The 26312-nt window shown below is 45.9% G+C and carries 23 protein-coding genes and 2 pseudogenes; 13 read left to right on the top strand and 12 right to left on the bottom strand.

Translation table 11 applies throughout. From position 1 onward, the window contains the following. Positions 1–467 (top strand): annotated as a pseudogene (locus tag C1I60_RS24415) (hypothetical protein); the annotation flags it as partial. A gap of 390 nt (positions 468–857) precedes the next feature. Here C1I60_RS24415 and C1I60_RS08325 read toward each other — a convergent pair. Then, the gene (locus tag C1I60_RS08325; protein WP_137061301.1) at positions 858–1187 is read right to left on the bottom strand and encodes a hypothetical protein; all 330 of its coding nucleotides are present in this window, start codon (positions 1185–1187) and stop codon (positions 858–860) included. 186 nt (positions 1188–1373) lie between these two features. Here C1I60_RS08325 and C1I60_RS08320 point away from each other — a divergent pair, with 186 nt between their 5' ends. Then, complete coding sequence (locus C1I60_RS08320) at positions 1374–2036, top strand: alpha/beta fold hydrolase (RefSeq protein ID WP_137061300.1); 663 nt, start codon at positions 1374–1376, stop codon at positions 2034–2036. Positions 2037–2139: 103 nt separating this feature from the next. Here the strand turns inward: C1I60_RS08320 and C1I60_RS08315 are convergent, their stop codons facing one another. The 3 genes from C1I60_RS08315 to abnB form a co-directional block, all read right to left on the bottom strand. Further along, positions 2140–2355, bottom strand: coding sequence for a cold-shock protein (locus C1I60_RS08315; RefSeq protein WP_013308357.1), 216 nt, complete (start codon positions 2353–2355; stop codon positions 2140–2142). Between the two features lie 131 nt (positions 2356–2486). Then, positions 2487–2687 (bottom strand): cold-shock protein CspD, encoded by a 201-nt coding sequence (gene cspD, locus C1I60_RS08310; protein ID WP_013308356.1) that lies wholly within the window; start codon positions 2685–2687, stop codon positions 2487–2489. A gap of 397 nt (positions 2688–3084) precedes the next feature. Further along, the gene (gene abnB, locus C1I60_RS08305) at positions 3085–5520 is read right to left on the bottom strand and encodes an arabinan endo-1,5-alpha-L-arabinosidase AbnB (RefSeq protein WP_137061299.1); all 2436 of its coding nucleotides are present in this window, start codon (positions 5518–5520) and stop codon (positions 3085–3087) included. 433 nt (positions 5521–5953) lie between these two features. Between abnB and C1I60_RS08300 the strand changes: the two genes are divergently transcribed. The 7 genes from C1I60_RS08300 to C1I60_RS08270 all read left to right on the top strand — a co-directional run bounded on the left by C1I60_RS08300 (position 5954) and on the right by C1I60_RS08270 (position 12504). Further along, the gene (locus C1I60_RS08300; protein WP_137061298.1) at positions 5954–6298 is read left to right on the top strand and encodes a DUF805 domain-containing protein; all 345 of its coding nucleotides are present in this window, start codon (positions 5954–5956) and stop codon (positions 6296–6298) included. 154 nt (positions 6299–6452) lie between these two features. Further along, on the top strand, positions 6453–8048 hold the full coding sequence (locus C1I60_RS08295; RefSeq protein WP_137061297.1) for a spore germination protein: 1596 nt from the start codon (positions 6453–6455) through the stop codon (positions 8046–8048). 40 nt (positions 8049–8088) lie between these two features. Continuing rightward, positions 8089–9294, top strand: coding sequence for a Ger(x)C family spore germination protein (locus tag C1I60_RS08290; protein WP_137061296.1), 1206 nt, complete (start codon positions 8089–8091; stop codon positions 9292–9294). A gap of 23 nt (positions 9295–9317) precedes the next feature. Then, a complete protein-coding gene (locus C1I60_RS08285) occupies positions 9318–9569 on the top strand; it encodes a hypothetical protein (RefSeq protein ID WP_137061295.1) in 252 nt (83 codons plus the stop codon). Between the two features lie 15 nt (positions 9570–9584). After that, positions 9585–10736, top strand: coding sequence for a GerAB/ArcD/ProY family transporter (locus C1I60_RS08280; RefSeq protein ID WP_137061308.1), 1152 nt, complete (start codon positions 9585–9587; stop codon positions 10734–10736). Beyond that, positions 10726–11847 (top strand): GerAB/ArcD/ProY family transporter, encoded by a 1122-nt coding sequence (locus C1I60_RS08275; RefSeq protein WP_137061309.1) that lies wholly within the window; start codon positions 10726–10728, stop codon positions 11845–11847. Before C1I60_RS08280 ends, C1I60_RS08275 begins: the two co-directional genes overlap by 11 nt. Before the next feature lie 258 nt (positions 11848–12105). Beyond that, positions 12106–12504: a hypothetical protein gene (locus C1I60_RS08270; RefSeq protein ID WP_137061294.1), complete on the top strand. Its 399-nt coding sequence runs from the start codon at positions 12106–12108 to the stop codon at positions 12502–12504. Positions 12505–12581: 77 nt separating this feature from the next. On the opposite strand, the gene pyk is transcribed toward C1I60_RS08270, so the two are convergent. Continuing rightward, positions 12582–13997, bottom strand: coding sequence for a pyruvate kinase (gene pyk / locus C1I60_RS08265; protein WP_137061293.1), 1416 nt, complete (start codon positions 13995–13997; stop codon positions 12582–12584). Positions 13998–14198: 201 nt separating this feature from the next. Here pyk and C1I60_RS08260 point away from each other — a divergent pair, with 201 nt between their 5' ends. The 3 genes from C1I60_RS08260 (at position 14199) to C1I60_RS08250 (ending at position 17681) form a co-directional block, all read left to right on the top strand. Beyond that, positions 14199–14987, top strand: coding sequence for a helix-turn-helix transcriptional regulator (locus C1I60_RS08260; protein WP_137061292.1), 789 nt, complete (start codon positions 14199–14201; stop codon positions 14985–14987). A gap of 620 nt (positions 14988–15607) precedes the next feature. Continuing rightward, a complete protein-coding gene (locus tag C1I60_RS08255) occupies positions 15608–16825 on the top strand; it encodes a Tm-1-like ATP-binding domain-containing protein (RefSeq protein ID WP_137061291.1) in 1218 nt (405 codons plus the stop codon). A gap of 25 nt (positions 16826–16850) precedes the next feature. Continuing rightward, a complete protein-coding gene (locus C1I60_RS08250) occupies positions 16851–17681 on the top strand; it encodes a phosphoenolpyruvate hydrolase family protein (RefSeq protein ID WP_137061290.1) in 831 nt (276 codons plus the stop codon). A gap of 123 nt (positions 17682–17804) precedes the next feature. On the opposite strand, the pseudogene C1I60_RS08245 reads toward C1I60_RS08250, so the two are convergent. Further along, positions 17805–18113 (bottom strand): annotated as a pseudogene (locus C1I60_RS08245) (transposase); the annotation flags it as partial. Positions 18114–18225: 112 nt separating this feature from the next. Between C1I60_RS08245 and C1I60_RS08240 the strand changes: the two are divergent. Next, entirely contained in the window at positions 18226–19644 is a 1419-nt protein-coding gene (locus C1I60_RS08240; protein ID WP_137061289.1) for a helix-turn-helix domain-containing protein, read from the top strand. 388 nt (positions 19645–20032) lie between these two features. On the opposite strand, the gene C1I60_RS08235 is transcribed toward C1I60_RS08240, so the two are convergent. From C1I60_RS08235 to C1I60_RS25450, 6 genes are all read right to left on the bottom strand, one after another. After that, entirely contained in the window at positions 20033–20389 is a 357-nt protein-coding gene (locus C1I60_RS08235) for a hypothetical protein (RefSeq protein WP_137061288.1), read from the bottom strand. Between the two features lie 41 nt (positions 20390–20430). Continuing rightward, positions 20431–21015 carry a hypothetical protein gene (locus C1I60_RS08230; protein ID WP_137061287.1) on the bottom strand — a complete coding sequence of 195 codons (585 nt, stop codon included), beginning with the start codon at positions 21013–21015 and terminating at the stop codon, positions 20431–20433. A gap of 425 nt (positions 21016–21440) precedes the next feature. Further along, the gene (locus C1I60_RS08225) at positions 21441–22859 is read right to left on the bottom strand and encodes a sucrose-specific PTS transporter subunit IIBC (RefSeq protein ID WP_137061286.1); all 1419 of its coding nucleotides are present in this window, start codon (positions 22857–22859) and stop codon (positions 21441–21443) included. 68 nt (positions 22860–22927) lie between these two features. Continuing rightward, positions 22928–24403 carry a glycoside hydrolase family 32 protein gene (locus C1I60_RS08220; RefSeq protein ID WP_137061285.1) on the bottom strand — a complete coding sequence of 492 codons (1476 nt, stop codon included), beginning with the start codon at positions 24401–24403 and terminating at the stop codon, positions 22928–22930. A 183-nt stretch (positions 24404–24586) separates the two neighbouring features. Further along, entirely contained in the window at positions 24587–25618 is a 1032-nt protein-coding gene (locus C1I60_RS08215; protein WP_137061284.1) for a LacI family DNA-binding transcriptional regulator, read from the bottom strand. Between the two features lie 168 nt (positions 25619–25786). Next, the coding region (locus C1I60_RS25450; protein WP_252361631.1) for an aldo/keto reductase at positions 25787–26312 on the bottom strand (526 nt) is incomplete at its 5' end.

Genomic DNA, 26312 nt, shown 5'->3' with positions numbered 1-26312 from the left:
GTATAACAGGTTCAACAGGTTCAACCGGCCCCACTGGCCCACCTCCTACGTTTATAGACGCATACTTTAACGGTAATATTCAACCTCAGACAATTGCTTCGGGATCAAACATTTTAAATATTACTCCAAACCAATCTACTGCACTTACTTATAACGCAGTAACAAGTGTTTTCACAATACAAAATGCGGGGTTGTATAACATTAGTGTTGTAATAAATCTTGCAACTGCCACACTACCAGAAGCAACAATTGGGTTATCACTAAATAATTCTACAGCATATCTCGCTCCTGCTGTAACCACGGCAACAAGTGGTCAATTGGTTTTAGTTCAAATTGAGGCTCTTGCTGTCGGAGATACAATTCAATTTAGAAATATATCTGGGTTTCCTATTACCATTGCTAATTCACCAGTAATAGCTAACAGCTCAGGTCATGTAGCTATTTCGAGATTCTCAGCTTTTTCATAAACGAGACTCAGAACTGGAATTAAAGCTAATGTAATACAAAAAAAGTAGTCCATCCTATACCTAGGAGGGGCTACTTTTGCTCTGCTCGTTTTTTTCTTTACATGGTTGCTTTTGACGGGCGTAGTTGCGTCCATAAGAATGGTTTTGCTGATCTCCAGGCGCTACTCAATGTACTGGCGGATCACATTTCCAACCGATGATTTTGGAAACGTGACCACTGCGAAACGTCCGATACCGGATCTTCCGGCATTAGCTTGTATTTTCATTTTACAGATACTGTATTCGTTTCGCAAAGCTCTCTTAACAACAGAGCCTTCTTCTCACTTCACACAAAATGTTCACAAGCGGTGTAATCCCACAGAGCAGGTTGCTGATTCAACTGTCTGTACTTTAGTAACGGTAATAGTCATCATAGGAGTTGCGATCTTGATAACGCGGCTGTTGAGCTGCTGTAATCATCAAAAATATACCTGAAAGCAAATGCATCAGCCAACCCACGAATGGAATCCATCCGACGACAGAGGTCACGATCCCTAAGATAGATCCATAATAGGCCTCCTTGTTTACCACCGATAGCACTAACGTAACGATATGGAAAATCATCATAGAAAACAATACGGTATACGCAGAGTTTAAGACGATGAATCCGCCCAAAACAGGAATAGCTAAAAATAGCTCTAAACCGCCTGTAATCCATTTTAAAGTTTTTGATGCTGTCATGGTTCCACTCTCCCGTTGCTATTTCATCCCATCATTATATCTTATCGCTATGCGGGATGACATACATTTTTTAACAATCAATATGTACAGATCGTGACTGCTACATCCCTTTTTCGAATGAGCTTAGCACCAGCTACATATATGTGAGAAGGAACGAATTTTCGTGACTCTAAAGGGGTGATCCCAATGGGATATTCTGTTGAGGTGGAACGTGGCATCAAGCTGTATGTAGAAGATACAGGGGAGGGCATCCCCGTTCTGATGGTGCATGGCTGGCCGCTGGATCATCGAATGTATGAATATCAGGTAGCTCTGCTGCCTTCCTACGGGTATCGCTGTATTCAGGTAGATCTTCGGGGATTTGGAGTTACTCAGCTTATTCTTCTTGGAGCAGCTACGCCCCGTTTCACTCCATCCAGCGACTTTCCTCAAGGCACTCCGGTCACGGAGGTGGATAAGCTCATCAAGCAAGCCTATACAGATCGACCACAATTGGTCACTTCATTTGGCGAACTATTGTTTGCCAACCCCGTCAGCCAGAGCTTTGGAGACTGGATACGTGACCAAGGCTTTGCATCCTCTGTACACAGTATGGCCTTCACTTTATATTCACTACGTGATTCTGATTTACGCAAGGAACTTACGCATATCCGTGTACCTACCTGGATTTTACACGGGAAGCTTGATCAGGTCTGCCCTTTCCCGCTGGCTGTGGAAACCCAAAAAGGAATTGCAGGATCGAGGCTTATTCCTTTTGAACGAAGCGGTCATGCTGTATTCTACGATGCGCTCCCCGAATTTAATTCCACCTTACTGAGCATACTATCTCAACCTTCCCCCATGCCATAATCGAAGACCCAGGACATTCATTGGAGCAACTCCAAAAAACAAAAAAGACGCCTCAGCACCGTTATCGGCTATGGGGCATCCTTCACTACAAACATATATCCAATTAGGATTGCTTGGTATGATTAAAGCTCGTATTATTCAAAACGGCCAGCTTTTTCTCGCCCTTTACCATGGCAGAACCGCAAATGGGGCATGTCGGCTCGACAGAAAAAGCGAAGTTATCCCGCATCCATCCGTTGCACGTATCGCTGGCGCAATTCCAGACAGTTGTAATTTCCTCAGGAATCTCATCCATTGGCTTTTTCCGTGAATTGTACATAAACATCCCTCTTTCTTCATGATTTATAAAGCGATAAGATGTAATCAGTTCAAAAACGGCCTTGTGAACAGATAAAAACAAATGCCCCAAACGCTATGTTCGGGGCATCTGAAGTAGGCTGTAATTTTAAATTACAGTTTTACAACGTTCTCAGCTTGTGGTCCACGGTTTCCTTCAACTACGTTGAATTCTACGCGTTGGCCTTCGTCCAAAGATTTGAAGCCGTCGCCTTGGATTGCGGAGAAGTGTACGAATACGTCGCTTCCACCTTCAACCTCGATGAAACCGAAACCTTTTTCTGCGTTAAACCATTTAACTGTACCTGTTTGCATGGAATTACCTCCAAAATGTATTTATATGACCTTTATTTTTTACAAATAAAAATTCACATATTGCACAAGGTTATTTCAACCTAAAACAATAACCCTCTACAATATGCGAATCTCGGGTCACAATTTCAATATACTCATATTACCATAAGTGTATTGAAAACGCAAGCACTGGTGAATTTAAATTATGAAGGATGCTCTTGTCCTCAATCTTATGCGTCTATGCTGTTATTCGTTAGGCGAAAGTCAGTCATCAACGCCTACTACAATCATTATATCCACAGTTACTTCTTATTATACCAGTAAACGAAAAATAAATATACAACACATTGAGCAGGAGACGAACTTTCTAAAAAAATTCGTCTCCTGCGTCTTATGTGCCCATATCACTCCATCAAAATCACAGCTCCGATAATGCTTTAATTTCTTCTTTTGTCAGCGCTTTATTATACAATTGAACCTCATCCAGACTGCCATTAAAGTTAGCATCGGCAGTAAAGCGGCTTTTACCGAGATAAGCCTCGCTCGTCAACAGCTCTCTGGGGTTAAAGGTAACGCTATCATTAACAGCTACCTCTTCACCGTTTACATACAGCTTCCCGGTATTCCCCTCCAGTGTAACCGCTACATGCGTCCATTGGTTCAATGGCAGCGGTGCTTTGGAAAGCAGGCTTTGATCCGTACCTTCATGGATCGTAAACTGTAGCACTCCGCTTCCTTGGGATGGAGTCAGAAACATATGTCGGATCTGCCCATTTCCAAAGTCAAAAATCCGCTGCCAGGCTGCACCACCCTTCCAGTTTACCCACGCGGAAAACGTAAAGTCCTCGGCATCCGTTACCATACCCGGTAGCTGCACGTAACCATCCTTGCCGTTCAAAACAAGAGCTCCTCCGGACTTCCCTTCCTTGTTCCATGTGGCTCCCCCAAATGTCTTGCCATCATAGTTGTTGTATGTGCTGTCCACGACCGTTGCCCCTTGATCCTCACTCCATGAATAGTGCGCGAGCTGCGGACCCTGAGCCTGCTCGGGAACCGTGGCTATAAAGCTTTTCTTCGCTGTTGCTCTGTCTTTTTTAATGGTCGCTGTCAATGTGACCGTTGCAGGCTGGGAACCCACCTCCGGACGGTACACTTCACCTGTCACGGAAATGTTCTCGGGACGTGAGGACTCCCACGAAATGGTGGTATCTTGTGTAGCTTGAGTAGGCAGCGTCAGATTATAAAAAACGTTGCTCAAATCGCCCAGACTCAGATCCTTCTGCACAGCAGCCACAATCTTGCTGGCCTTTAGTTCAGGCTTTAGCGTACCCCATACCGCAACACCCTTGGAGGATAGCGCAGTGAAAGCAAGCGTCTTGGTGCCCGTATCTGGATCAAGGTGCCGCAGGAACACACCTTTGTACTTCGTACCATTCGCCGTAATCTCCAGTTGGTTACCTGTGCCAAGCTTCCATGTACCGTTCGCTCCGCCGGACAGTTTGCCGCCGCTATCCAAACTGACGGTCAGGGCTTGCTTAATATTGGCCGAAATTTCTTTCCCGTGATTTACATACGAATACGTACCGAGGACATCCTTTTCCGATAACTTTTTCAGTGAATCCTCATCTCCCGAATAACGATAAGGAGCAACTACGGGCCAACCGTCAGCGTTCATGAACATTTCATGTACCCGCACTTCAAACTGCTCGCCTCTGCCAGGAAAACGGGAGTGGAAAATCAGAAAATGCCTCTTCGTCTTGGGATCATAATAAGCCGAGTTATGTCCCGGTGAAACATAGCCTGTACCCAGCCCTGTACCCGGATCGCCGACTTCCCTTGGAATCAGATAGTTACCTATCAGCTTGACACCGTATGGCTCAATGGAAGCGTCATCAAAAAGAGGCTTGTCAGGGTTCGCCTTGACTTTGATCATGTCGTTACCCTCAGCATCGTAAAAAGGACCATCCGGTGTTTTGGATCGAGCCACACGAAGGTTGTATCCACCATCTGCCGATAATCCACCATAGGACAGGAACAAATAGTAATAATTGGTTTGCGGACTGTACTGTATGTACGGCCCCTCCATACGGGCATGGTTACCGCCTGTCAGCTTTTTCCCATATCCTTGTCCGGGCAGTGGTTTGCCCGTTTTCCCATCCATTTCTAAAATAAAAATACCTCCTGAGTAGGAACCGTATACCATCCACAGCTTGCCGTTCTTATCATAAAAAGTGTCCGGGTCTACGACATTCGGATGCTTGGTTGCGTCATAGATCATCCCATCCTCACCCGGTTGGCCCCACATGCCGGATTTCAGGAAAATGCCTTTATTCTTATAAGGACCTTCAATTTTATCTGCAACTGCTAGACCCATTGCTGAACGCGGGGAGTCCCCCTTGCAGGCGTTGTAGTACATGTAAAACTTCCCATCGGCCAGCTGAATAACATCCGCTGCCCACAGCGTGTCTGTCTGGGCCCAATCCAGCGCTTCTTTTAATTCCTCTTTGACGTTGGGAATCAATACATTACCATTCGCTACTCCTGTGGCAATCGTATCCCAATTCATGAGGTCCTTGGACTTGGCAGCCGCCAAATGAGAGCCAAAAATATAAAATGTATCGTTCACTTTCAGAATGGATGGATCATGTACGGAAGTTTCTTTAAATGATACGGTCTTTTTGTTTTGAATGGAAATGTCCCCCTGGCTTTGACCCTGAAGGGTAACCTGCCCCGCAGCTTGAATCCCATCTGTGTCCAGATTGAGTGTTTGTTCGGCTCCTGCAAAGGAGGCAGGCAACAGCAACGCAGCCGCCAAAGAAGCTGCTGTTACTTTACGAAAAAATAATTGCTTCATAAACTAATCTCCTCTCGTTTTTGAACATACCTGATTGTTAAATATAAGATGATATTAAGTAAGGCGGTCAGGATTATGTTTTTATTAGCTTCTTCACCCTCGAATTAAATGTTGCTCATCCCCCTTTCTTATATTAAAGCGCTTACAATTAATTTAAAAAATAAAAGTACCTTCTGTTAAGAAGGCGGATTCAAACCTGACGGTTGACCGTACCTTTATATTATTCAATGAATGTGGAAAATTCAATATGTAATTTTATATTTTTATAAATTATTCATTAAATTATTAACGTTAATAGATTAGTTGCGTATATACCCTTTTAAAACCATAATTTTACAAGTAAAATTCTATATCCTTCCTGCCGATATACTTGAAAGAACAATTTTGAATTACTTTAAAGCAAACCTTTAACTTTTTGGGGAGGTGAAAATATATGCAATGGTATTTAAATGGATTAAAAAACTATGTAGGATTCCAAGGTAGAGCACGACGTACAGAATACTGGATGTTTGCTCTGTTCAATGCGATCGCGGCTTTTATAATCGGTTTGATCGATGGTATTGTGGGCTTAACTCCGATCTTGATGTACCTTTATTCTTTGGCTGTCCTGTTGCCGTCTCTGGCCATTATAGCTCGTAGACTGCACGACACAGGCAGAACCGGATGGTGGATTTTGATCAGTTTAATCCCTCTTGTCGGTTCTATTATCCTGATTGTATTCTTATGCCAAGACAGTCAACCCGCTGAGAACAAATATGGAAAAAATCCTAAATTGTAATTGGTGCAGATGCCTGAGAACCTCTTTCATTCTTGTGAAAGAGGTTCTTTTCATATTCCCCTTCTACCCATCAAAATTCCAACAATAAGTTTATCAGAAGCCTCCTGCGTCCATACTGGATTAAAAAGCATCCGCAAGGAGAGGGAGAACGTACATGCGTTTTCGGAAAAGAAACATCCACAACAAGTTTAAAAAGCCACCTGTCCAGCACAGCAATAGTCATTCTGCACATTCAGAGGAGCAGCTTAGTGCAAATATCGGACCCAATCTTCAGCAGATCCGACAAACACTCGGTAACAGTACCGACATCATCATCAGAGAGGTTCGTATTGGCAAAGATGGTGACCAGACCATTGCTATTCTCTATACCGACGGTTTGGCGGATAAAAATATAGTCTCTGACTTCATAATGGAGTCGATGATGCTGGATAGCAGCTTGTCCAGTGACATGGAGCGTAGCATCCAAACCTCCTCCCATGTATTGCAGATTTTAAAAGATTACGCGCTGACCATCGGTGACATCCGGGATGTTGCCGACTTTGAAACCTTATATAATGCTTTGTTGTCCGGGGATGCGATCATTTTGGTTGACGGTGAGACGCAGGGAATCGTGGCCAGCGCACGAGGATGGAAGGATCGCGGGGTCACCGAGCCTGCCTCGGAAAATGTTGTCCGTGGGCCGCGCGAGGGATTTTCGGAAACACTGCGCACGAATACGGCCTTGATCCGTCGCAAGATTAAAGATCCGAATTTGTGGCTGGAAACACAACAAATCGGCCGCGTGACCCAAACCGATGTCGCAGTCATGTATATCGAGGGCATCGTGGACCATAAACTGGTCGAAGAAGTGCATGAACGGCTGAATTGCATTGATGTAGACGGCATTCTTGAAAGCGGGTATATCGAGGAGTTAATCCAGGATGAAACATTTACTCCTTTTCCGACGGTATACAACTCCGAACGCCCGGACGTCATCGCCGCCGAGCTGTTGGAAGGAAAGATCGCAATCCTGATAGATGGAACCCCGTTTGTGCTTGTCGTACCTGCGCTGTTTGCTTCCTTCCTGCATGCGGCGGAGGATTATTATCAGCGTGCCGACATCAGCAGCTTCATCCGGGTTCTTCGTTACACCGGGGTTTTCATTTCCCTGCTTGGTCCGTCCTTATATGTTGCCATCACTACCTTTCATCAGGAAATGCTGCCGACCTCACTGCTGATCGGATTGGCAGCACAGCGGGAGTCCGTTCCTTTTCCCGCCTTTATCGAAGCGCTCATGATGGAGCTGACTTTTGAAATATTGCGGGAAGCCGGCGTCCGCATGCCAAAGTACATCGGGGCAGCCGTCTCGATCGTGGGCACGCTCGTCATCGGACAAGCGGCTGTAGAGGCGGGCATCATATCTGCTGCGATGGTTATAGTCGTATCCATCACTGCGATTTCCAGCTTCGTTCTGCCTGCCTATAATATGTCCATTGCTTTTCGAATGCTGCGCTTCCCCTTGATGGGGCTTGCCGCCTCATTCGGACTATTCGGGATTATCGTCGGCGGCATTGCTCTCATCCTGCATATGTGCAGCCTTCGTTCGTTTGGCGTTCCCTATATGGCTCCTTTTGCCCCTTTAATACCGTCGGACACTAAGGATACCATCTTTCGGCTTCCTCACTGGATGATGATTACACGCCCCCGACTAATCAATCAGAAGAATGTGAATCGCCGAAACAGCACCCCACCCCGGAAACCACGGGAATAAATCGGAGAAGACAGGAACAGACGGAAAGGGGTAGACAAGCATGAAACGGAAGACGGCATTTCTGTTCCTGATGCTTACACTCGTCTTGCTTCTGACGGGCTGTTGGAACCGCAGGGAGCTGAATGAGCTTGCTATCGCCGTCGGTATGGGGATCGATAAACAAGGAGATCAATTTCGTGTCTCTGTTCAGGTTGTGGACCCCGGAGAAGCAGCAGCCAAAAAAGGATCAGGGGTTAGGGCTCCAGCCACGTTGTACACAGAGGAAGCGGATACCGTGTTTGAAGCCATCCGTAAAATAACGACGCTTAGTCCCCGGAAAATGTATTTCTCTCACCTGCGCATATGCGTAATCGGTGAGTCGATAGCGAGGGAGGGGATGGCAAAGGCTCTGGATTTACTCTCCAGGGATCATCAGTTCCGCACCGATTTTTATATTGTGGTGTCAAAGGGCACCAGTGCAGAGAACACACTGAAAATTATGACGCCCCTGGACCCGATTCCGGCGAATGATCTTTTCTCCGCCCTAGAAACATCAGAGAAAAACTGGTCGCCCAGTATGACAGTGACCCTGGACGAATTGATTGCAGCTCTCACCAGCAAAGGAATGCAGCCTATCTTGACAGGACTTCGGATCGTCGGCAATACAGAAATGGGAGAATCGAACGACAATGTCCAAAAGATTGACCCGCCTGTCCGTTTACAGTATTCGGGACTTGCTGTATTCAGAAAAGACAAGTTAATCGGATGGTTAAACGAAACGGAAAGCAGGGGCTACAACTTCATTCTCGGCAAAGTGCAAAGCTCTGTCGGCTTTGTAGCCTGTCCCGAAGGCGGCAAAGTTGTTACAGAAATCATTCGGACCCAAACCGCCATAAAAGGGAGCGTTAACAGGAGAGAACCCCGGATCAATGTTAAAATGCAGGTTGAGGCCAACGTAGGAGAAGTCGAGTGTCAGGGCCTGGATTTGACCAAGGTGAGCACGATTTATGAGATAGAGAAAAAAGAGGAAGAGAAAATCGAAGAAATTATGAAATCAGCCGTCAGAAAAGCTCAAAAATTGTACAAAGCCGACATTTTCGGTTTCGGTGAAGCCATTCACCGCGCTGATCCGAAAACCTGGAATTCGCTGAAAAAAAATTGGGACCGTGAGCATTTTGTAGAATTGCCCGTAGACATCAAGGTCGATTTCAAACTTCGGCGCGTGGGCACGATTGGCAGCTCATTCCTGAATGATATGAAGGAGTAACCTACCATAAGAAGGTGTTAAAGATGCTGCCTAAAATACTGAACATTCTGGGCATACTGCTGGTCGCTGTTGCAATCAGCATGTTAGAGGTCCCGTACATGCGGAAAAAGAGGTTAAAAAAAGAGCTTTGGCTGTTTTCCATTCTGCTTCTTCTTGGGGTCGGAATCAGCATCGCCAAAGCATTAAGTTGGTTTATTCCTACTCCTCTGGATTGGATCGCAGCCGTGTATAGACCATTCAGCGATTTCCTAACTCATATCGGTCTAATAAAATAAGATGAGGTGAATTTGGTGCCCGGGCAGATCAGAATCTCAGCACGTCAGCTTATGATCCTGACGACTTTATATACGGTTGGGAGCGCAATCCTCATCATCCCATCAAGCGTGGCGCAGATAGCCAAGCAGGATGCGTGGATTGCCGTGCTTGTTGGGGTCACAGCCGGACTTCTCATCTTGTATTTGTACATCAAGCTCGCGTCGCTGTATCCGCAGATGACCCTGATTGGAATCCTGGAAGCCCTGCTCGGAAAGTGGCTAGGCAAGGCCGTCGGTCTTCTGTTTTTCGCCATATTTTTCATCAATGCTCCCGTTCCCGTTTTATTTTATCTGGGGAATTTTATGACCACTCAAATGATCCCGGAAACACCAATACAAGCTGTCAACATCCTTTTTGCGCTTATTATATTGTTGGCTGTCCGCCTGGGACTGGAAGTATTGGCTCGTTCTGCCGAATTGATGTTTCCGTTATTTATCCTGCTCTACATTTTGTTTACGGGTTTGGTGATATCCAATATTAAATTGGAAAACGTTCAACCTGTACTGGAGACGGGGATGGGGCCTATTTGCTCTGCTGCCCTGTCCTTTGTCAGCACAGCGTTTCTGCCTCATATCATTCTGCTCATGATCTTCCCGGCTTCTGTCAATCGTTTCGACCAAGCACGTAAAGCTATTTTCACAGGAAGCCTGATTGGCGGATTGATGTTGGTCGTGGTCGTTTCATTGGCTATTTTAGTACTAGGTCCTGATCTAACCGCAAGAAATATATATCCAAGCTATGCGTTAGCCAAAAAAATTAACATCGGCAATTTTCTACAACGTATCGAAGCGGTCATGGCTACGATGTGGTTTATTTCACTCTTTTTCAGGATCACGGTGTATATGCACTCCATTGTGACAGCCATAGCCCAAATCTTTCGCTTGAAAAATGACCGCCAGCTAGTTCTTCCTCTCGGCATTCTTTTAGTAGCCCTGTCGACCATCGTATATCCCAATGTGCCTTATCAACAAACCTATGATACCAAGACGTGGATTCCTCTTGCACTATCGTTCGGGGTGTTTTTCCCCTTACTGCTGCTCTGTATACATGCTTTGAAAAGGCTGGGGACAAACAAGAATAACAAGCCGGCGGATAAACGTGAAGATAGAGGTGAAGATGGTGCCTAAGCAAGTCAAAATCTCCACATATCAATTGTTGATCTTAACGATATTATTTACAATCGGCACTGCAATTCTCGTCATCCCTTCCGTTATGGCCGCTACAGCTAAACAGGATGCATGGATCGCAGCACTCGTCGGAGTGGGCGCCGGGCTGCTGTTGATATGGCTGTACAACACGATTACCATCCTGTATCCACAGATGACCCTGGTCGAAATCATGGAGACTCTTATGGGCAAGTGGTTGGGGAAGTCTGTTGCTCTGCTGTTTATGGTTATGTTTTTTCTGGGGGGTCCTGCTGCGGTGTTGTATGATTTGGGGAATTTTTTGACTACTCAAATGATGCCGGAAACGCCGATACAAGCGGTCAACATCCTCTTTGCGCTCATTGTATTAATGGGCGTACGCCTTGGACTGGAAACGTTAGCTCGTTCTGCTGAACTATTGTTTCCGTTGTTCATTCTGCTGTATACGGCTTTTGTCGTTTTAGTCGTGTCCAATATCAAGCTGGAGAACATCCAACCGGTGCTGGAGAAGGGAGTTGGACCCATTTGGTCTGCTGCCTTGTCCTTTATTAGTATTTCATTTCTGAGCCATATTGTTTTGCTCATGATTTTTCCGTCTGTAGATCGCCCCGTTCAAGCCCGTAGAGCTTTTTTAACAGGGGGACTGATCGGCGGGTTGATTCTGGTTGTGCTCATTACGTTGGCCGTTTTAGTTTTTGGCCCTGATTTAACAGCAAGAAATATATACCCAAGCTATTCATTAGCCAAAAAAATAAACATTGGAAATTTTCTTCAGCGTATTGAAGCGATCATGGCCGCCATGTGGTTTATTTCGCTCTTTTTCAGGCTGGCTCTGTATATGCACTCAATTATGATCGCGATAAGCCAAATCTTTAATCTGAAAGATGATCGTCCGCTGATCTTCCCTATCGGTATGATCCTAATCGTCATGTCGGTGATCATTTACCCGAATGTCCCGTACCAGCAATCCTGGGATGCAAAAATATGGACACCTTATGTCTTATCTATGGGCCTCTTTCTGCCTCTTCTGCTGCTCTGTATGCATGGGATACAAAAAATCTGGTCAAAGAAAAAAACAGGGACCGAAGGATAGATCACATCCATCGTACGAGCCACCCTGCGAGCATCAGTGAAATTTTTTTGCTGTTACCTGTTTACAATATGAACTTTTAGTTTATTTTAAACGAGTATTAAGCTGACGCTAAGATTGGGCGTGTATGATGTATTTAAGAATCTGGTAACTACATAAAAGCCAGATGGGCTAAAAGCAAGAATATTACTCCCGTTGGATATCCATATACCGTTCCACCCTGTCAGAATTTTAAAGAAATCAAAAGGAGACTTTACTCTTATGAATCGAAAACGAATCATGGTTATCTGCACCTTGTTGCTGGCGTTGTCTATTGGGCAGTCCTCTACATGGGGAAGTCGGGCCAATGCTTCTGCACTGGCTCCAGAGAGAGCCCTTCAGCTACAGGATAGTGAGGCTTCCAAGGATGATGAGCTGCTGGAAACACTGGGTGTATCCTCGGACGAGCAATTGTATGATGCGTTGTATAACGGTCAAACCTTGGCAGATATTGCACAATATAATGAACGGGACGCTCAAGCTGTCGTTGATTTGCAGGTGACTCAGTTGACAGAGCAGCTAGATCAACGACTGGCCAGCAAGAGCATTACGCCTGCACAGTACCAAGCCCATAAGGCAGAGTTGACGCAGGTCGTTGCCAAGAGTGTGTTTGGACTGTAAGCCTGCAACACAATAGTATGTAAAAAAGGCGCTGAGCCCGTTGGGGATCAGCGCCTTTCTGCTGTCTGTATCTACGCTTACACTTGATGTACTCGAATCAGGTTGGTGGCACCAGCCTCGGCGACAGGAACGCCTGCCGACACGATAACGGTGTCGCCTTTGTGAATATACCCTGCATTCAGGGCGTTGCGGATGGAGGATTCGAACATTTCATCCGTCGTCACTACCTTATCGCCTTTGACCGGGAATACCCCGGATAACAGACAAATTTTAGCGAACACCGTATTGTTCGGGGTAACTGCAATAATCGGAGCCTTCGGACGATATTTGGACACCATACGGGCCGTGAAGCCACTGGCCGTAGACGTAATGATTGCTTTGGCATCCAACTCCAGGGACGAACTAACCGCACCTTGACTGATGACCTCGGTAATGTTGGTGCTTTGACGCGCTCTGCGCTTGTCGAACTGCTCCTGATAGTCAAATTGCGATTCGGCTCTCGCAGCTACAGCAGCCATGGTCCGGACGGACTCGACAGGGTATTTACCGGCAGCAGATTCACCCGACAGCATCACCACATCGGCTCCTTGCATAACGGCGTTAAACACGTCACTGACTTCGGCTCTCGTCGGACGAGGGTTGACCTGCATCGATTCCAGCATGTGTGTAGCCACGATCACCGGCTTGCCGACCAGGTTACACTTGTCGATCATTTCTTTTTGCATCACAGGTACGTCCTGAATAGGCACTTCGACGCCCAGATCCCCACGTGCTACCATAATACCGTCCGAAGCCTTGATAATATCATCGAGGTTTTCCATACCTTCGGCATTTTCAATTTTAGAATAAATTTGTACATGCTCGGCGTTATGTCCCTTCAAAATCTCACGGATCTCACGAATATCGTCGCCTTTACGCACAAAAGAAGCCGCAATAAGCTCAATACGCTGCTCCACCCCGAATTGGATGTGCTTCACATCGCGCTCTGTCACGCCCGGAAGGGTCGTATGAATCCCTGGCAGATTCACACCTTTTCTCGGTTTTAAAATACCGCCACTTACGATATTACATATCATTTCAGTTCCTTCAATAGAGGTTACCGTCAGATCGACCAAGCCATCATCAATGAGAATGCGGTCGCCTGCTGTGATATCCTTCGGCATATCCGGGTAGTTAACCGAAATACGATGTTCGTCCCCTAAAATTTCTTCTGTGGTCAAAATAAGCTGGCTGCCTGGCTTCAGCAGACAGGATGCTTCTTTCAGCTTGCCAATCCGTATTTCCGGTCCCTTGATATCCATCATGACAGGAATAAAGGTGTTCAGTTCCTTTGCAGCCTGCCGCACATTTTCAATACGTTTAACGTGATCTTCCAGCTCCCCGTGAGCCATGTTCAAACGGGCTACTGTCATACCAGCCTGGATCATTTCTTTTAACAAATGAATGGAGTCGCAGGCAGGTCCCATAGTACAGATAATTTTCGTTTTAAGCATAGTAATGTCATCCTCCTGAATGTCTTTACTGTTTGGTTTCTATCCACTTTTCGCTTCGGGATTTTTGCAAAATCCTCAGTTCTCTATCTATAAACTTCTATGGTTCTATTTTACCTGTACCCGTGCGTCAAGACTATGAACTATAGTATGATGAATGTACTACAGTACAATACATTTTTAAGACATCGGAGAGTGATCCTCGTGATTACAATGACGGACATGCGACAGGACCATGGTATAGACTGGTACGAAAAGGCTGGCCTGAATAGCAGCGACGATGACTTACTGTTCATCCTGGTTACCTTTGGAAAATGTGTATATTGGGTGAACGGTTGCAAGTTTATTCTCGGCAAGGGAGAAGCGCTGATTCTGCCCGGACATTTGCCTTACTACGGCAAGAGCATTCCTACACTTTTTCATACCAAGTATGTGATACATTGCCACAAAACATGTACGAACCACGCACTTCCCCTACTGGATACAGACCAGCCGTTGCTGATCAAGCTCGGATGCTACGATATGCTGCACGAACGGATCAAGTCGGTGTACTATCAATGGACGGAGCGACCGAGCTACTATGCCATGATGGCTGATTGCTTGCTGACCGAAGCGATGATTTATATCAATCAGGAATGGGACAAGGGTGCTGTTTCTTGCGATAAAGAGAAGCATGTAGAGCATATGAAGCAGTATATTCAGAATCATTATCGGGAAAAGGTGACGAAGGAGGAGCTTGGCGACGCCATCCGCAAAACGCCCAACTACGCAGCCACACTGCTGCGTGAGGTAACACGCCAAACGATCAGCGAGCATGTACATAATCAACGTATTAAAACCGCTATCTACATGCTGACCGAGTCCCGACTGACGATTCGTGAAATTTCAGAGTATGTGGGGTATAGTGATGTTTCCTATTTTCATCGAATATTCAAACGGCTTACAGGCTGCTCCCCATCCGAATTTCTGGATGAACGGTCTTCGATTGTCTAGCTTGTCTTGTACAATGGAAAGAGAAGGCGGTAAAAGGATGGATAAGGTTGCGAAACTCCGTATTTAAATGTATGTTGGATGCAACTGGATAGACAACAGTTACCACATTTTATAAAGTGCGAATGTAAAGCTCACATAAAAACCCCGGCTCCTTCGCACCTCGAAATTTGTCGAAAAGGGCTTAGATGGGTTGTAATAGGTGAATGTCAATGCTTGATTCAAGCCTTTTCGGCATCGTTTATTGCGAAAATGTATGATATTGATACCATTAGGGTATAAATCACTGCATTTTCGCTGTCGCACTCCATGTGAGTGCGTGGATTGAAATGTGAAATGAAAGAAAAACCCTGTCTTGGTCAAACCCAGTCGCACTCTGTATACTACGATTTTAGCGGAGTTCGAGGACTATCTAAAACAAAATAACATGACATTGACTCAATTTGCGGAAGTACAGATCTAACCTAAACACAAAAACATAGAACATAAAAGCGTTTTCACAAATAAACAGGACCAGTATGATGAAGCTATAGCGATCGTACTGGTTTTTCTGTTAGCGAAAAAATCAGTATGCTACCTGCGATTGAGCATTGTTCTAAATGATCATACGAGGAGGCAGCAGAATGAAGACTATCGCAATAGCTGGAACGTTTGATACGAAAGGCGATGAGTACCTTTACATCAAGAGGATTGCAGAGCAGCTTGGGATGGGGACCTTGATGATTCATACAGGCGTATTCGAACCGGCCTTTATTCCAGATGTGTCCAATCGGGAAGTCGCCCGCGCCGCAGGCATGGACATGGAGGAGCTTGCGGCAAGGAAGGATCGGGCTTCGGCTACAGATGTTTTGTCCAAAGGCCTGAAGAAGCTGGTACCACAGCTGTACAAGCAGGGCAAATTTGACGGAATCATTTCCTTTGGGGGTACTGGCGGAACCTCACTGGTCGCACCGGCCATGAGAGCCCTGCCAATTGGCGTTCCGAAGGTGATGGTATCGACCGTTGCGTCTGGAAATACAGCTCCATACGTAGGCACGAGTGATATCATCATGATTCCGTCTGTGGTGGATGTAGCAGGATTGAACTCGATTTCTACGAAAATCTTCACAAATGCGTTATTTGCGATTGCGGGAATGCTCAAATTTGAGCATACGCATAAACCGGAGAAGAAGCCGCTAGTTGCAGCCACGATGTTCGGAGTAACCACGCCCTGTGTGACAGCGGCAAGAAAATATTTGGAGGAAAGGGGCTACGAGGTGCTTGTGTTCCACGCCACGGGTATCGGAGGGCAGTCGATGGAGGCGTTGATCGAAGCGGGCTTCATTGAAGGGGTATTGGACTTGACGACGACGGAGTGGGCGGATGAGATCATCGGCGGTGTCTTGAACGCAGGGCCGCATCGCTTGGAAGCTGCAGGCCGCAATCGCATTCCGCAGGTGGTCTCGGTGGGCGCCTTGGATATGTGCAATTTTGGGCCGAGAGATACCGTGCCGGAGAAATTCAAGGATCATAAGTTTTATCAGCATAATCCGACCGTAACCCTGATGAGAACCACGGTGGCAGAAAATGAACAGATTGGCAGGAAGCTTGCGGAGAAGCTGAACATGGCAAAGGAAAGCACCGTGCTAATGCTGCCGCTTAGAGGCATTTCCGCAATTGATGTGGAGGGGCAGCATTTCTACGGCCTGGAGGAGGACCGAATGCTGTTCGATACCCTGCGTAAGCATGTCGACATCTCGGTTATTGAAGTGATTGAATTGGATTGCGCCATCAACGACCCGGCCTTTGCAGAGGCCGCAGCTCAAAAGCTGATCGCTCTCATGCAAGCATCAAATTCCTAAGAATCTAATAAGGAGGATATACGAAATGAATAAGCTGACCAGATCAGAAATTATGGCCAAATTCAGGGAAGAGGTAAAGAAGGGTAAAATTCTCCTCGGTGTCGGGGCAGGCACAGGCATTACGGCCAAAAGCAGTGAAGCGGGCGGAGCGGATATGCTGATCGTATACAATTCCGGTCGGTACAGAATGGCGGGCCGCGGCTCACTTGCGGGCTTGCTTTCCTATGGAGATGCCAATCAAATCGTCGTTGAGATGGGAGCCGAGGTGCTGCCCGTCATCAAGCATACGCCTGTTCTGGCAGGGGTATGCGGCACCGACCCGTTTCGAGTGATGGAGGTATATCTGAAGCAGCTGAAGGAGCAGGGCTTCAGCGGTGTTCAGAACTTCCCTACAGTAGGCTTGATTGATGGGGTGTTTAGACAAAACCTGGAGGAAACCGGTATGGGGTACGACCTTGAGGTTGAAATGATCCGTATCGCCCATGAGTTGGATTTGCTGACCACTCCGTATGTTTTTGATCCCGCTCAGGCGAAGGCTATGGCGGAGGCGAGAGCCGACATTTTGGTTGCGCATATGGGCTTGACGACCAAGGGCACGATTGGTGCAAAAACAGCGCTGACCCTGGACGACTGTGTAGAACGAATCGAGGCGATTATTGAAGCCGGTCGGGCTGTGAACCCGGATATCATGATTATTTGCCACGGCGGACCAATTGCAGAGCCGAAGGATGCGGCTTATGTCATTGAGAGAACGAAGGGCATTGATGGATTCTTTGGCGCTTCCAGCATCGAGCGCTTTGCAGCGGAGAAGGGCATTACTCAGCAGACAGAGTCCTTCAAGTCGATTCGGAAATAGCATGTTAGCAAGTGAAATATGCTTGAAGAAGGAGCCATACACCTCTTTGTGCAGTGGTGTATGGCTCCTTCTTCTGATTTGCGAGTTTCGCAAATCCCCATGGGACCACGTCCCTTGAGCGGCATCAAATAACCATTTAAGCAGGACATAAACGATGAGCGCACAAAAGAGTTGCCCATAGACCGCATTTTCGGTTGTCCCAAACAGCGTTGGAATATTCAAATGTTGCTTGATCCAACGGAAAAAGACCTCAATCTGCCATCGAGCTTTATACATCTGTGCGATTTGTTCCGCTGTGACCTGCATTAAATCGGTAACGACTCGGGTGACTCGACCTTCCAAATCTCGAAACATCACCACACGATGACGTTGCTTGGAACGACGCTGCGGTGTCCCCAACTGGCAGGTGATATCCCGAATGACAGAAGAATCTGCTTTGTGGATTACATTAGTAAAAAATATATTGACATATGGTTAATTTTGGAGAAAAATAGAATGCAAGAATATAAAATTATGGAATTTTTATGTGAAGGGTGGTTATGACTTGAAGCATACACCTACGATTCGGGCGGAATTAGACAAATACCTAAAACAAGAGGGTTTGAGCCTAACGCAATTCGGGAATATTGCAGGCATTAACAGAGGAATAGTAAGTGGCATTGTAACTGGTAATAGTCCTATATCTGTTAACCAGCTTGATCTAATCACTGAGGCTATGGGTTTACCGGAAGGCTTTTTTTACGAACGGTTCATAGATGACTACATCATCGAACGCTCTCCCAATATGCGTCGAATTGAGCGGTTGCTATATCGTTGTGCAGAGCTGGACAAGCTGGATGCGATCCGTCGAATCGTTGGACAAATCATGGACAATCTACTCTATTCACCTAAACTATTTGAAATTGCAGAAGCGCTATTAGCACAAGGACGACATGCTGCTGCGCTGCTGCTCTATGAGAATGTAGCAGAAGTGGAGAAGTACCAACATTCTGAACGCTTGGCAGTCTGTCAATATCGTATATTCACGATTCAGATTGGAGATGATCAAAGTCGAAATCTCAAGGCAGCTACGATATTTGAAGCTTTTGTTGAGCGCCTGGATGAAATAGACCAGCTCGACGCATTGAAGGATTTGGCTAACGTGTATAGGTCTTTGCGTAAATGGGACAATGTTGACGAAATGGCAAGGAAGATGAGAAATAAAGCGGAAATTCAATATTCGATGAAACATCAACAGAAGAAGCGAGAGCATAATGAATCCGAAAAAAAGCTAAGTCGTCCTATGTTTGTGTACATCACCTATGCTGACCTGTTGTGTGCAAGTGTCTGTGAAGCCCAAGGCGATTTTCAACAAGCTCTAGATTATACATATGCCTACGCTAATTTAGATTGGGTCAAAGAGAAGGACGAGGATACCCGACACTGGATCGGTTTGTTTCAACATTGGGCGGAAGGTAATACTTACGTATATAAGCTTTTGTCTGGAGATATAAGCGTGCTTCAAGATTATGCTGAATATATTGCAGCGACATCAGGCTCTAATGAACAAGAGGAACTCTCCAAATTGTTGAATGTTATCATTGCAGCAAACCGATTTGAATTGGACGTGGATGATATACTTCAACAGTTTAAAACGGAGAATAATTCTTTTTCTGAACAGCCCCCATCCGATGATATGTATACTCAACAGGTGATACCGGACTATATCGCGTGGTTTGGTTACGAATTAGCATATTATGATTTACATCGAGGTTCTTACATTGATGGTTTTAAACATTTGATGTATTCAATGATAAGTTATCATAAGCTAAATAATGAGACTTATTTTATAAATTGTATGGGTCTTTTTTTACACTTTCAGGATTATGCGGTTCCAGAAACTAAAACAGCATTTTTAAATCTTATTGAAAAGGTGTGGATGAACAATGTTGAAAAAAATGGTGCTGCTAATCATTGCGGCTAGCTTTTTGTTTATTGTAACTGTGCCGGATCAAGCACTTAATCACCACCATAGTATTCAGCCTTACGTTACCATTGGAGGTGCTTAAACGGATAGGAACAATAAAGCTCTGCTAAACCTTAATGGGTCGGCAGAGCTTTTTTAGCTATCAGTATAAATACATGCTTTTTTATGCTTTGTTTTGCAGGCTCATCCCACTTTGGATGCCTGATGCGGTTCGTGTTCCTCAGGTCGGAATTTTGCCCCCAGATTCCCCCTCACGGCGGACACCCTTGCTCTTGGCTAATGGTTGGCAACTGTCAGCCCCCATAGCGGACTTTCACCGACTAATTACGCGCCCATGCATGGCGCACAAAAAAGAACGCTCATTTTTACAAGCGTTCCGGAAAAATTAGTTTTTTTTCTCTTTTTTTTCGTAAACAAAATTATTCTTGATAACTTGCTTTGTCTGAGCTGTTATCTCCTCTTGATTGTCCCGATTTGCAACCTGATCGCTTGGATACTCATTCGGAACTTCAACAGGGAAAAAATCTCCATATTTTGTGTGTATAATTTCTGCTTGTGAAGATAACACTTTCTCGTTTATCTCCTTCTTTTTCTCAGGTGTGAGCCAGTCAGGATCATTGGTAGTTTGGGTTTGAGGCTTACTGCTGTTCGCAAAGGTCTGACTTTTGATAACAGCCACCGCCCCTCCGACAACGACAATTAGACTTGAAATAATAACAACTGTTCTGAGTCGCTTATTCACACTCACTTCCTCCCTTCCAAAAGTAATCCATTAAAAAAGATTTAATAACCCATGAATCCATTTCCGGAAATGGTATAGTCATTTAAATTATTTACTAACATTTGGTATTGTCCAGCTTCTGGTACCTTGATTTCAAATTTTGCATTCGTGCCTGTATATCTTCCGGAAACCATGCGAACCTTGCCCAAATAATCTCTACTCACAAGTGTATAACCAACATCGGGTTGAGACCAAGAACTATCATCTCCCCACTGTACCACACTTACAGGCACATACCCTGCATAACCAATTGAAAACTTATCTGACCAAAATCCATCGTTACGACTTAGGTGGCTAAATGACCAAGATGGCACAGCCATAGGGGAAATTTTTTCAATGGATTGAGTTTCATCACTTTTTACAATTACTGACTCCAGTGGAACTGCATTAGCTATAGCTTCATTATACTCCTCTAGCGTCAAGCCGCTCAAGAGCGTATCCGAATTAACAATTGAGGAGTAGGGTGGGAATAGAGACTGGTTAGAAGGGGCTTTAGCCGTTGAAGATGAATCTGCATAAGAGCTTGCAGGATTCAACCCAATGGCTACCAACATAATAACTAGCATTGTTACAAGAAGTTTTTTCACAGATAATTGCCTCCCAATACTAAATTTTAACAACGTTTGTATAATATCACACAAATTGACCCATTGTATATATATTTTTTGAAATTTTTTTCATTATTGACATAAAATTTTGTTTTTCGGGATTTGATAAAAATCGCTACAGTTTGTCAAGGAATACCGCATTAATGGAAGGTAACTATTCTACGACCCAAGTCCATGTCATTGTAAATACTCTGGCAACCCGTTGCGCTCCGAACTGACTGGCGCTCAAAGTCATGATGCGTAACCGGGTACGAAATACTAAAGTTTAAAGAAAAACGGCCACCCCACTTGGATACTTTCTCTAGCAGCCCTCTTTAACAAGGGGTGAGAGCGCTCCAAAGTAGAACGACCGTTACATTTAATTCCTAAGCGTGTGCTTACTTATTCATACCATCTAGGTGATGCTAATTGGAGGAACCTGCTGTTTTGACTTCCTCCAGCATTTTATCCTTATAGCCAAACATCCAGGTCAGGACAAAGGCTACTGCCATAGCAGCCACGTTTGCCAAAATATAAAGCGGAAGCTGATGATTCATGTAGAGCAGTGTACCCGGAATGACTGTAATGGCCATACCTGTTGCCGCCAAATGGAAGATGGAGGCGATAAAACCACCAACTGCCCCACCGATCAGACCCATAACAAAAGGCTTCATATATCTCAGGTTAACACCGAAAATAGCTGGCTCCGTAATTCCCAGAAAAGCGGACAACGAGGAAGGAAGCGCTAATGCTTTCAGCTTGCTGTTCTTCGTTTTCAATCCAACCGCCAGACAAGCCGCGCCTTGGGCAGCCATAGCGCAAGTAATGATCGCGTTGAAGGCGTTTACGCCATTCTTTTCGAGCAGTTGAATTTCCAGAAAATTAAATATATGATGCACACCCGTAACTACGATAATCTGATGCAGAAAACCAATGACAATCCCTGCGATACCGAAAGGCAAATCCAATACCAACGTCGTTCCTTGCAGTACCCATTCTTCAAGAGAATGGAAAACCGGACCGATGGCAAACAGCCCCAGTATAATCATGATCAACAGTGTTAAAAATGGCGTAAGAATCAGATCCAGCGCTTCGGGTACCCGTTTGCGCAGTCCCCGTTCCAGCTTGGCTCCGATTAAACCCACGAAGAAGGCTGGCAATACTGAGCCCTGATAACCTACCACAGGGATGAAGCCGAACATCGTCAAGGGATGAGCTGAGCCGTCCGCAACAGCATAGGCGTTGGGCAAGGCCGGGTTCACCAGCATCAAACCGAGGACGATACCGAGCACCGGGCTGCCGCCGAATACTCTAAAGGCTGACCACGCGACCAGCGCAGGTAGAAAAGCAAAAGCCGTATCCGTCAAAACTTGGGTAAACAATAGAAAATTCGGTGAAATATCCTGCGGCGTCATGCCGAACAGGGCCAGAATTTGCGGCTGGGTAAGCAAGCCGCGCAATCCCATGAACAGCCCCGTAGCAACCAGCACCGGAATGATCGGTACAAATACGTCGCCAAAGGTACGAATGGAGCGTTGGAAGACGTTGCCTTCCTTTTTCGCCTGACTCTTCACTTCTTCTTTAGAGGATCCGGTCACTCCGAGCTTCTCAACCTCTTCGAAAATCCGATTGACCGTACCTGTACCAAAAATAATCTGATACTGACCCGAGTTGAAAAAAGCTCCTTTGACCTTGTCGATTTCTTCGACCTTTTTCTGATCAATCTTCTCCTTGTCATGCACCATAATCCGCAGGCGTGTTGCACAGTGAGCAAAGGACGCAATATTATCCTTCCCACCGATTGCTTGGATCACTTCTTTGGCTATTTCCCGGTTATCCGCCATGATGTCCATCCTCTCGTTCATTCCGTTATGTTATTGATGATTAACGATCCACTTGATGATTTGAATATTCATGTAAAATCCCATTTTACCGCTTGGAAGAGAGCCTCTCCCTTGTCGGCAAAAAAGTGTATTTCGTCACTCTCTGGGTGCGGAAAAATACGACTGGTGAACACCTCTTCCCCATCATCGACGAAAATTTCCACCGAAGACGTATCCACGAACAGATGAAGCTTGATACGATCCCCATTCATGGCGCACTGTCTTATCTCACCATACGAAGCAGCGACAGGCTCACCCGATTGCGAACGGTCCAGCACTAGCTTGCGGCTAACGGCATCATATCGGATCACCGTTTTCTCGGTCGCACTTGCACGGAATTCAATACCGCACGCCTTGGCGCTCAAAAGATCAAACTCACAAATCAGCTCATAGGCTGTTCCCTTGAAGCCCGTATAGGTTTTGCTCTCTGACGATAATACGTCAGCCACCCGATTCTCACGCTTTCTACGCAGCGTAGTCAGCTCAGGTATCGGCCTTTGTATGAGCTTACCCTCATGAAGGGTAAGCTCCCTCGGCAGCGTCAGGCAATGCGCCCAGCCGTTCGGATCTGTCGGACAATCGATATCCGGTAATCCCATCCACGCCACCATAATACGCCGCCCCTGCGGGTCGATCATCGTCTGCGGTGCATAAAAGTCAAAGCCACGGTCCAGCTCGTGGAATGCCCCATGCTCCAATATTCTGGTCCCGGTATCCAGCGGCTTGCCGATCACATAGCCCGACTGATAAATATTGTGATTCTCATCCCCGGAAGGCTCCAGGCCCTGAGGAGAAAATACCAATACACCCGAGCCGTCCAGTTCAAAATAATCGGGGCATTCCCACATGTAGCCAAACGTTTCCAGCCCTGTGCGCAGTTCCCCCTCAAACTGCCACGTATGGAGGTCGGTTGACCGATAAAGGGCGGCGCAGCCTGTTAAATTCGCTCTTTGGGCACCAATCACACAGTAAAAGCTGTCTCCGTCCTTCCACAGCTTGGGATCACGAAAATGATCCGTATAGCCTTCCGGCACGTTCGGAATAACGGGATGCTCCCATTTTGTTATGAGACCGCTCTCATCCATCACTGCCATACATTGATAAGGATGTCTAATCCAGTCCCCGTCACGTGTATTTCCCGTATACAGCATATACAACTTGCCCTCATGCTCCATCGCGCTACCTGAATAAGCACCATGTGAATCAAAGTAATCACCCGGTGCGATCCCGATGCCTGAGTCGTCCCATGTGACCAAATCTCTGGACTTCAAATGATACCAGTATTTCATTCCATGATCGGTTCCAAACGGGAACCACTGATAGAACAAATGGTATTCACCCTGATAATATGAAAAGCCATTGGGATCATTGAGCAAGCCTGTCGATGGCTGAATATGAAACTCCTGGCGCCAGTGACATTGCTCCACCTTTTTCTCCAAGCTGGCTATTTCACCGGGCTCTGCCTGCTCAATCAGTCGATACTTTTGTTCTTTTGTCATTTTCATAGGTGTACCTCATTCTTATTAAAAACTTTCGCCTCAGGAACCGGTTCCAATGTAAATGAAAAAATAATATAGGAACCGGTTCCTATGCGATTAAAAAAATATACTCATCCATGGATTTGCAACCGATTCCACTTGTGCCCGAGTGCTATGGAACCGGTTTCGAAGAAATTATAATCCACCTGTTCAGCGTTTGTCAACGCTTTCTCTCTCTATAAGGGAATAATTCATAACAGTCACTTTCTCTACTGGTTTGTGTTCTACCAGCCGTACAATATTTTGCGCCGCTACGCGTCCTGCTTCCATGTACGGATATTGCACGGTTGTTAGTGCAGGATGGATCACCTCTGTAATATCGTATCCCCCGAAACCAGTCACCGACAATTCCGACGGAATAGCAATTCCTCTGGAATACGCCGCGTTGATCACGCCAAGCGCAATATTATCCGTAGCACACACCATTAATGACGGCTTAAAGCCATCTAAAATCGCAGACGCAACCACCCGTGCATCGGACATTTTAAAGCCGGTTTCATAATATCTGATATCGTACCCGGCGGCTCGCTCCAGTTGCTTCACATCGTCCCTATGAGCTTGATCGAGTAATGCATCCTGAACAGCCTGCTTAAAGCCCTCCTTGCGCCGTACACCGACAGCGACATCCTTTTCCGTAACGCCGACGTAGGCAATTTCACGGTGGCCCTGTGACAGAACATACGCGCCGATATCATATCCCGCCCGGTAGTCATCATGGATAAGGCTGTGAAGCTGTGTGTGCTGCTGTCCCACCAGCAAAACCGGAATCGCAATGTCGCGGATCGCGGTCAGATGCTCATCGGTAATTTCGGCAGCCAGTAAAATAATACCGGAAATCTTTTGCCGACCCAGCTCGTAAATGGCTTCGATTTCGCGCTTCACATCCTGACTCGTATTCGAGATCAGCATCTGATAATGCTGCGCCCGCAGCTCTTCATCTATACCCATCAGCGTATGGGATGTGGCAAAGGAATCCAGACGCGGCACAACGGTTCCGATAATGTTAGTCCGCTTCGCTTTCAAGCTCTGGGCAAAGGTATTAGGTACATAACCTGTGTCCTTGACCACCTTTTCAATTTTTCGTCTCGTATCCACACTGACAGCCCCGCCGTTCAAAAAACGGGATACCGTGCTCTTGGCCACACCAGCCATTTGGGCTATATCTGCAATCGTCTTATTCATGAGGTCCCCCGGATTGTCTTCATTTTCACAAGCTTCCAAAACATCTCTTTTATCATACCCTATAATACCATATGGCGGGGTTGAAATGCTGTGGCTCCAGACCCATCAAGGACAAAAAACACCGCTCCTTTCATTGAAGAAAGGAACGGCGTATCTTGGAAATAGAGTTTAAAAATCAAAGTTATCCGGATCGGGACCTACCCGATGATTCGCATTTAATGCCTGAATTCGATTCATATCCTCTTGGGTCAATTCAAAATCAAAAATGTCGGCATTTTCGACAATCCGATGCGCCTTGGTAGACTTGGGAATGGTGACAACTCCCTGCTGTACATCCCAGCGCAAAATCACTTGCGCCACCGATTTACCATACTTGGTCGCTATGTCTTGCAGTACCGCATGATCGAGCAGTTGGCCTTGCATTAACGGGGACCAGGCTTCCATTTGAATGTTGTTCTTTTGACAGAATTGCAGCAGCTCGGCTTGTGTTAATTGTGGATGAAATTCCACCTGATTCACCATTGGCGTGATTTCAGCATCCTTCATAAGGTCCTCCAAATGATGAATCTGGAAGTTGCTGACTCCGATTGCCTTGATCCGCCCTTCCTTATACAAGGACTCCAACGCTCTCCAGGCTTCTTTATACTTGCCTTGAACCGGCCAATGAATCAGATACAGATCCAGATACTCCAGA

This window comes from Paenibacillus terrae (genome assembly GCF_005217525.1).
Lineage (GTDB): Bacteria > Bacillota > Bacilli > Paenibacillales > Paenibacillaceae > Paenibacillus > Paenibacillus terrae_C.
This window is presented reverse-complemented; position numbering and strand designations above follow the sequence as displayed.

Excerpts from the sequence above, each read along its gene's own strand:
- abnB (WP_137061299.1), bottom strand. The coding sequence starts at position 5,520 with ATGAAGCAATTATTTTTTCGTAAAGTAACAGCAGCTTCTTTGGCGGCT.
- C1I60_RS08285 (WP_137061295.1), top strand. The coding sequence starts at position 9,318 with ATGCTGCCTAAAATACTGAACATTCTGGGCATACTGCTGGTCGCTGTT.
- cspD (WP_013308356.1), bottom strand. The coding sequence starts at position 2,687 with ATGCAAACAGGTACAGTTAAATGGTTTAACGCAGAAAAAGGTTTCGGT.
- C1I60_RS08300 (WP_137061298.1), top strand. The coding sequence starts at position 5,954 with ATGCAATGGTATTTAAATGGATTAAAAAACTATGTAGGATTCCAAGGT.
- C1I60_RS08290 (WP_137061296.1), top strand. The coding sequence starts at position 8,089 with ATGAAACGGAAGACGGCATTTCTGTTCCTGATGCTTACACTCGTCTTG.
- C1I60_RS08315 (WP_013308357.1), bottom strand. The coding sequence starts at position 2,355 with ATGTACAATTCACGGAAAAAGCCAATGGATGAGATTCCTGAGGAAATT.
- C1I60_RS08250 (WP_137061290.1), top strand. The coding sequence starts at position 16,851 with ATGAATAAGCTGACCAGATCAGAAATTATGGCCAAATTCAGGGAAGAG.
- C1I60_RS08215 (WP_137061284.1), bottom strand. The coding sequence starts at position 25,618 with ATGAATAAGACGATTGCAGATATAGCCCAAATGGCTGGTGTGGCCAAG.
- C1I60_RS08325 (WP_137061301.1), bottom strand. The coding sequence starts at position 1,187 with ATGACAGCATCAAAAACTTTAAAATGGATTACAGGCGGTTTAGAGCTA.
- C1I60_RS08275 (WP_137061309.1), top strand. The coding sequence starts at position 10,726 with ATGGTGCCTAAGCAAGTCAAAATCTCCACATATCAATTGTTGATCTTA.
- C1I60_RS08270 (WP_137061294.1), top strand. The coding sequence starts at position 12,106 with ATGAATCGAAAACGAATCATGGTTATCTGCACCTTGTTGCTGGCGTTG.
- C1I60_RS08320 (WP_137061300.1), top strand. The coding sequence starts at position 1,374 with ATGGGATATTCTGTTGAGGTGGAACGTGGCATCAAGCTGTATGTAGAA.
- pyk (WP_137061293.1), bottom strand. The coding sequence starts at position 13,997 with ATGCTTAAAACGAAAATTATCTGTACTATGGGACCTGCCTGCGACTCC.
- C1I60_RS08225 (WP_137061286.1), bottom strand. The coding sequence starts at position 22,859 with ATGGCGGATAACCGGGAAATAGCCAAAGAAGTGATCCAAGCAATCGGT.
- C1I60_RS08255 (WP_137061291.1), top strand. The coding sequence starts at position 15,608 with ATGAAGACTATCGCAATAGCTGGAACGTTTGATACGAAAGGCGATGAG.
- C1I60_RS08220 (WP_137061285.1), bottom strand. The coding sequence starts at position 24,403 with ATGAAAATGACAAAAGAACAAAAGTATCGACTGATTGAGCAGGCAGAG.
- C1I60_RS08295 (WP_137061297.1), top strand. The coding sequence starts at position 6,453 with ATGCGTTTTCGGAAAAGAAACATCCACAACAAGTTTAAAAAGCCACCT.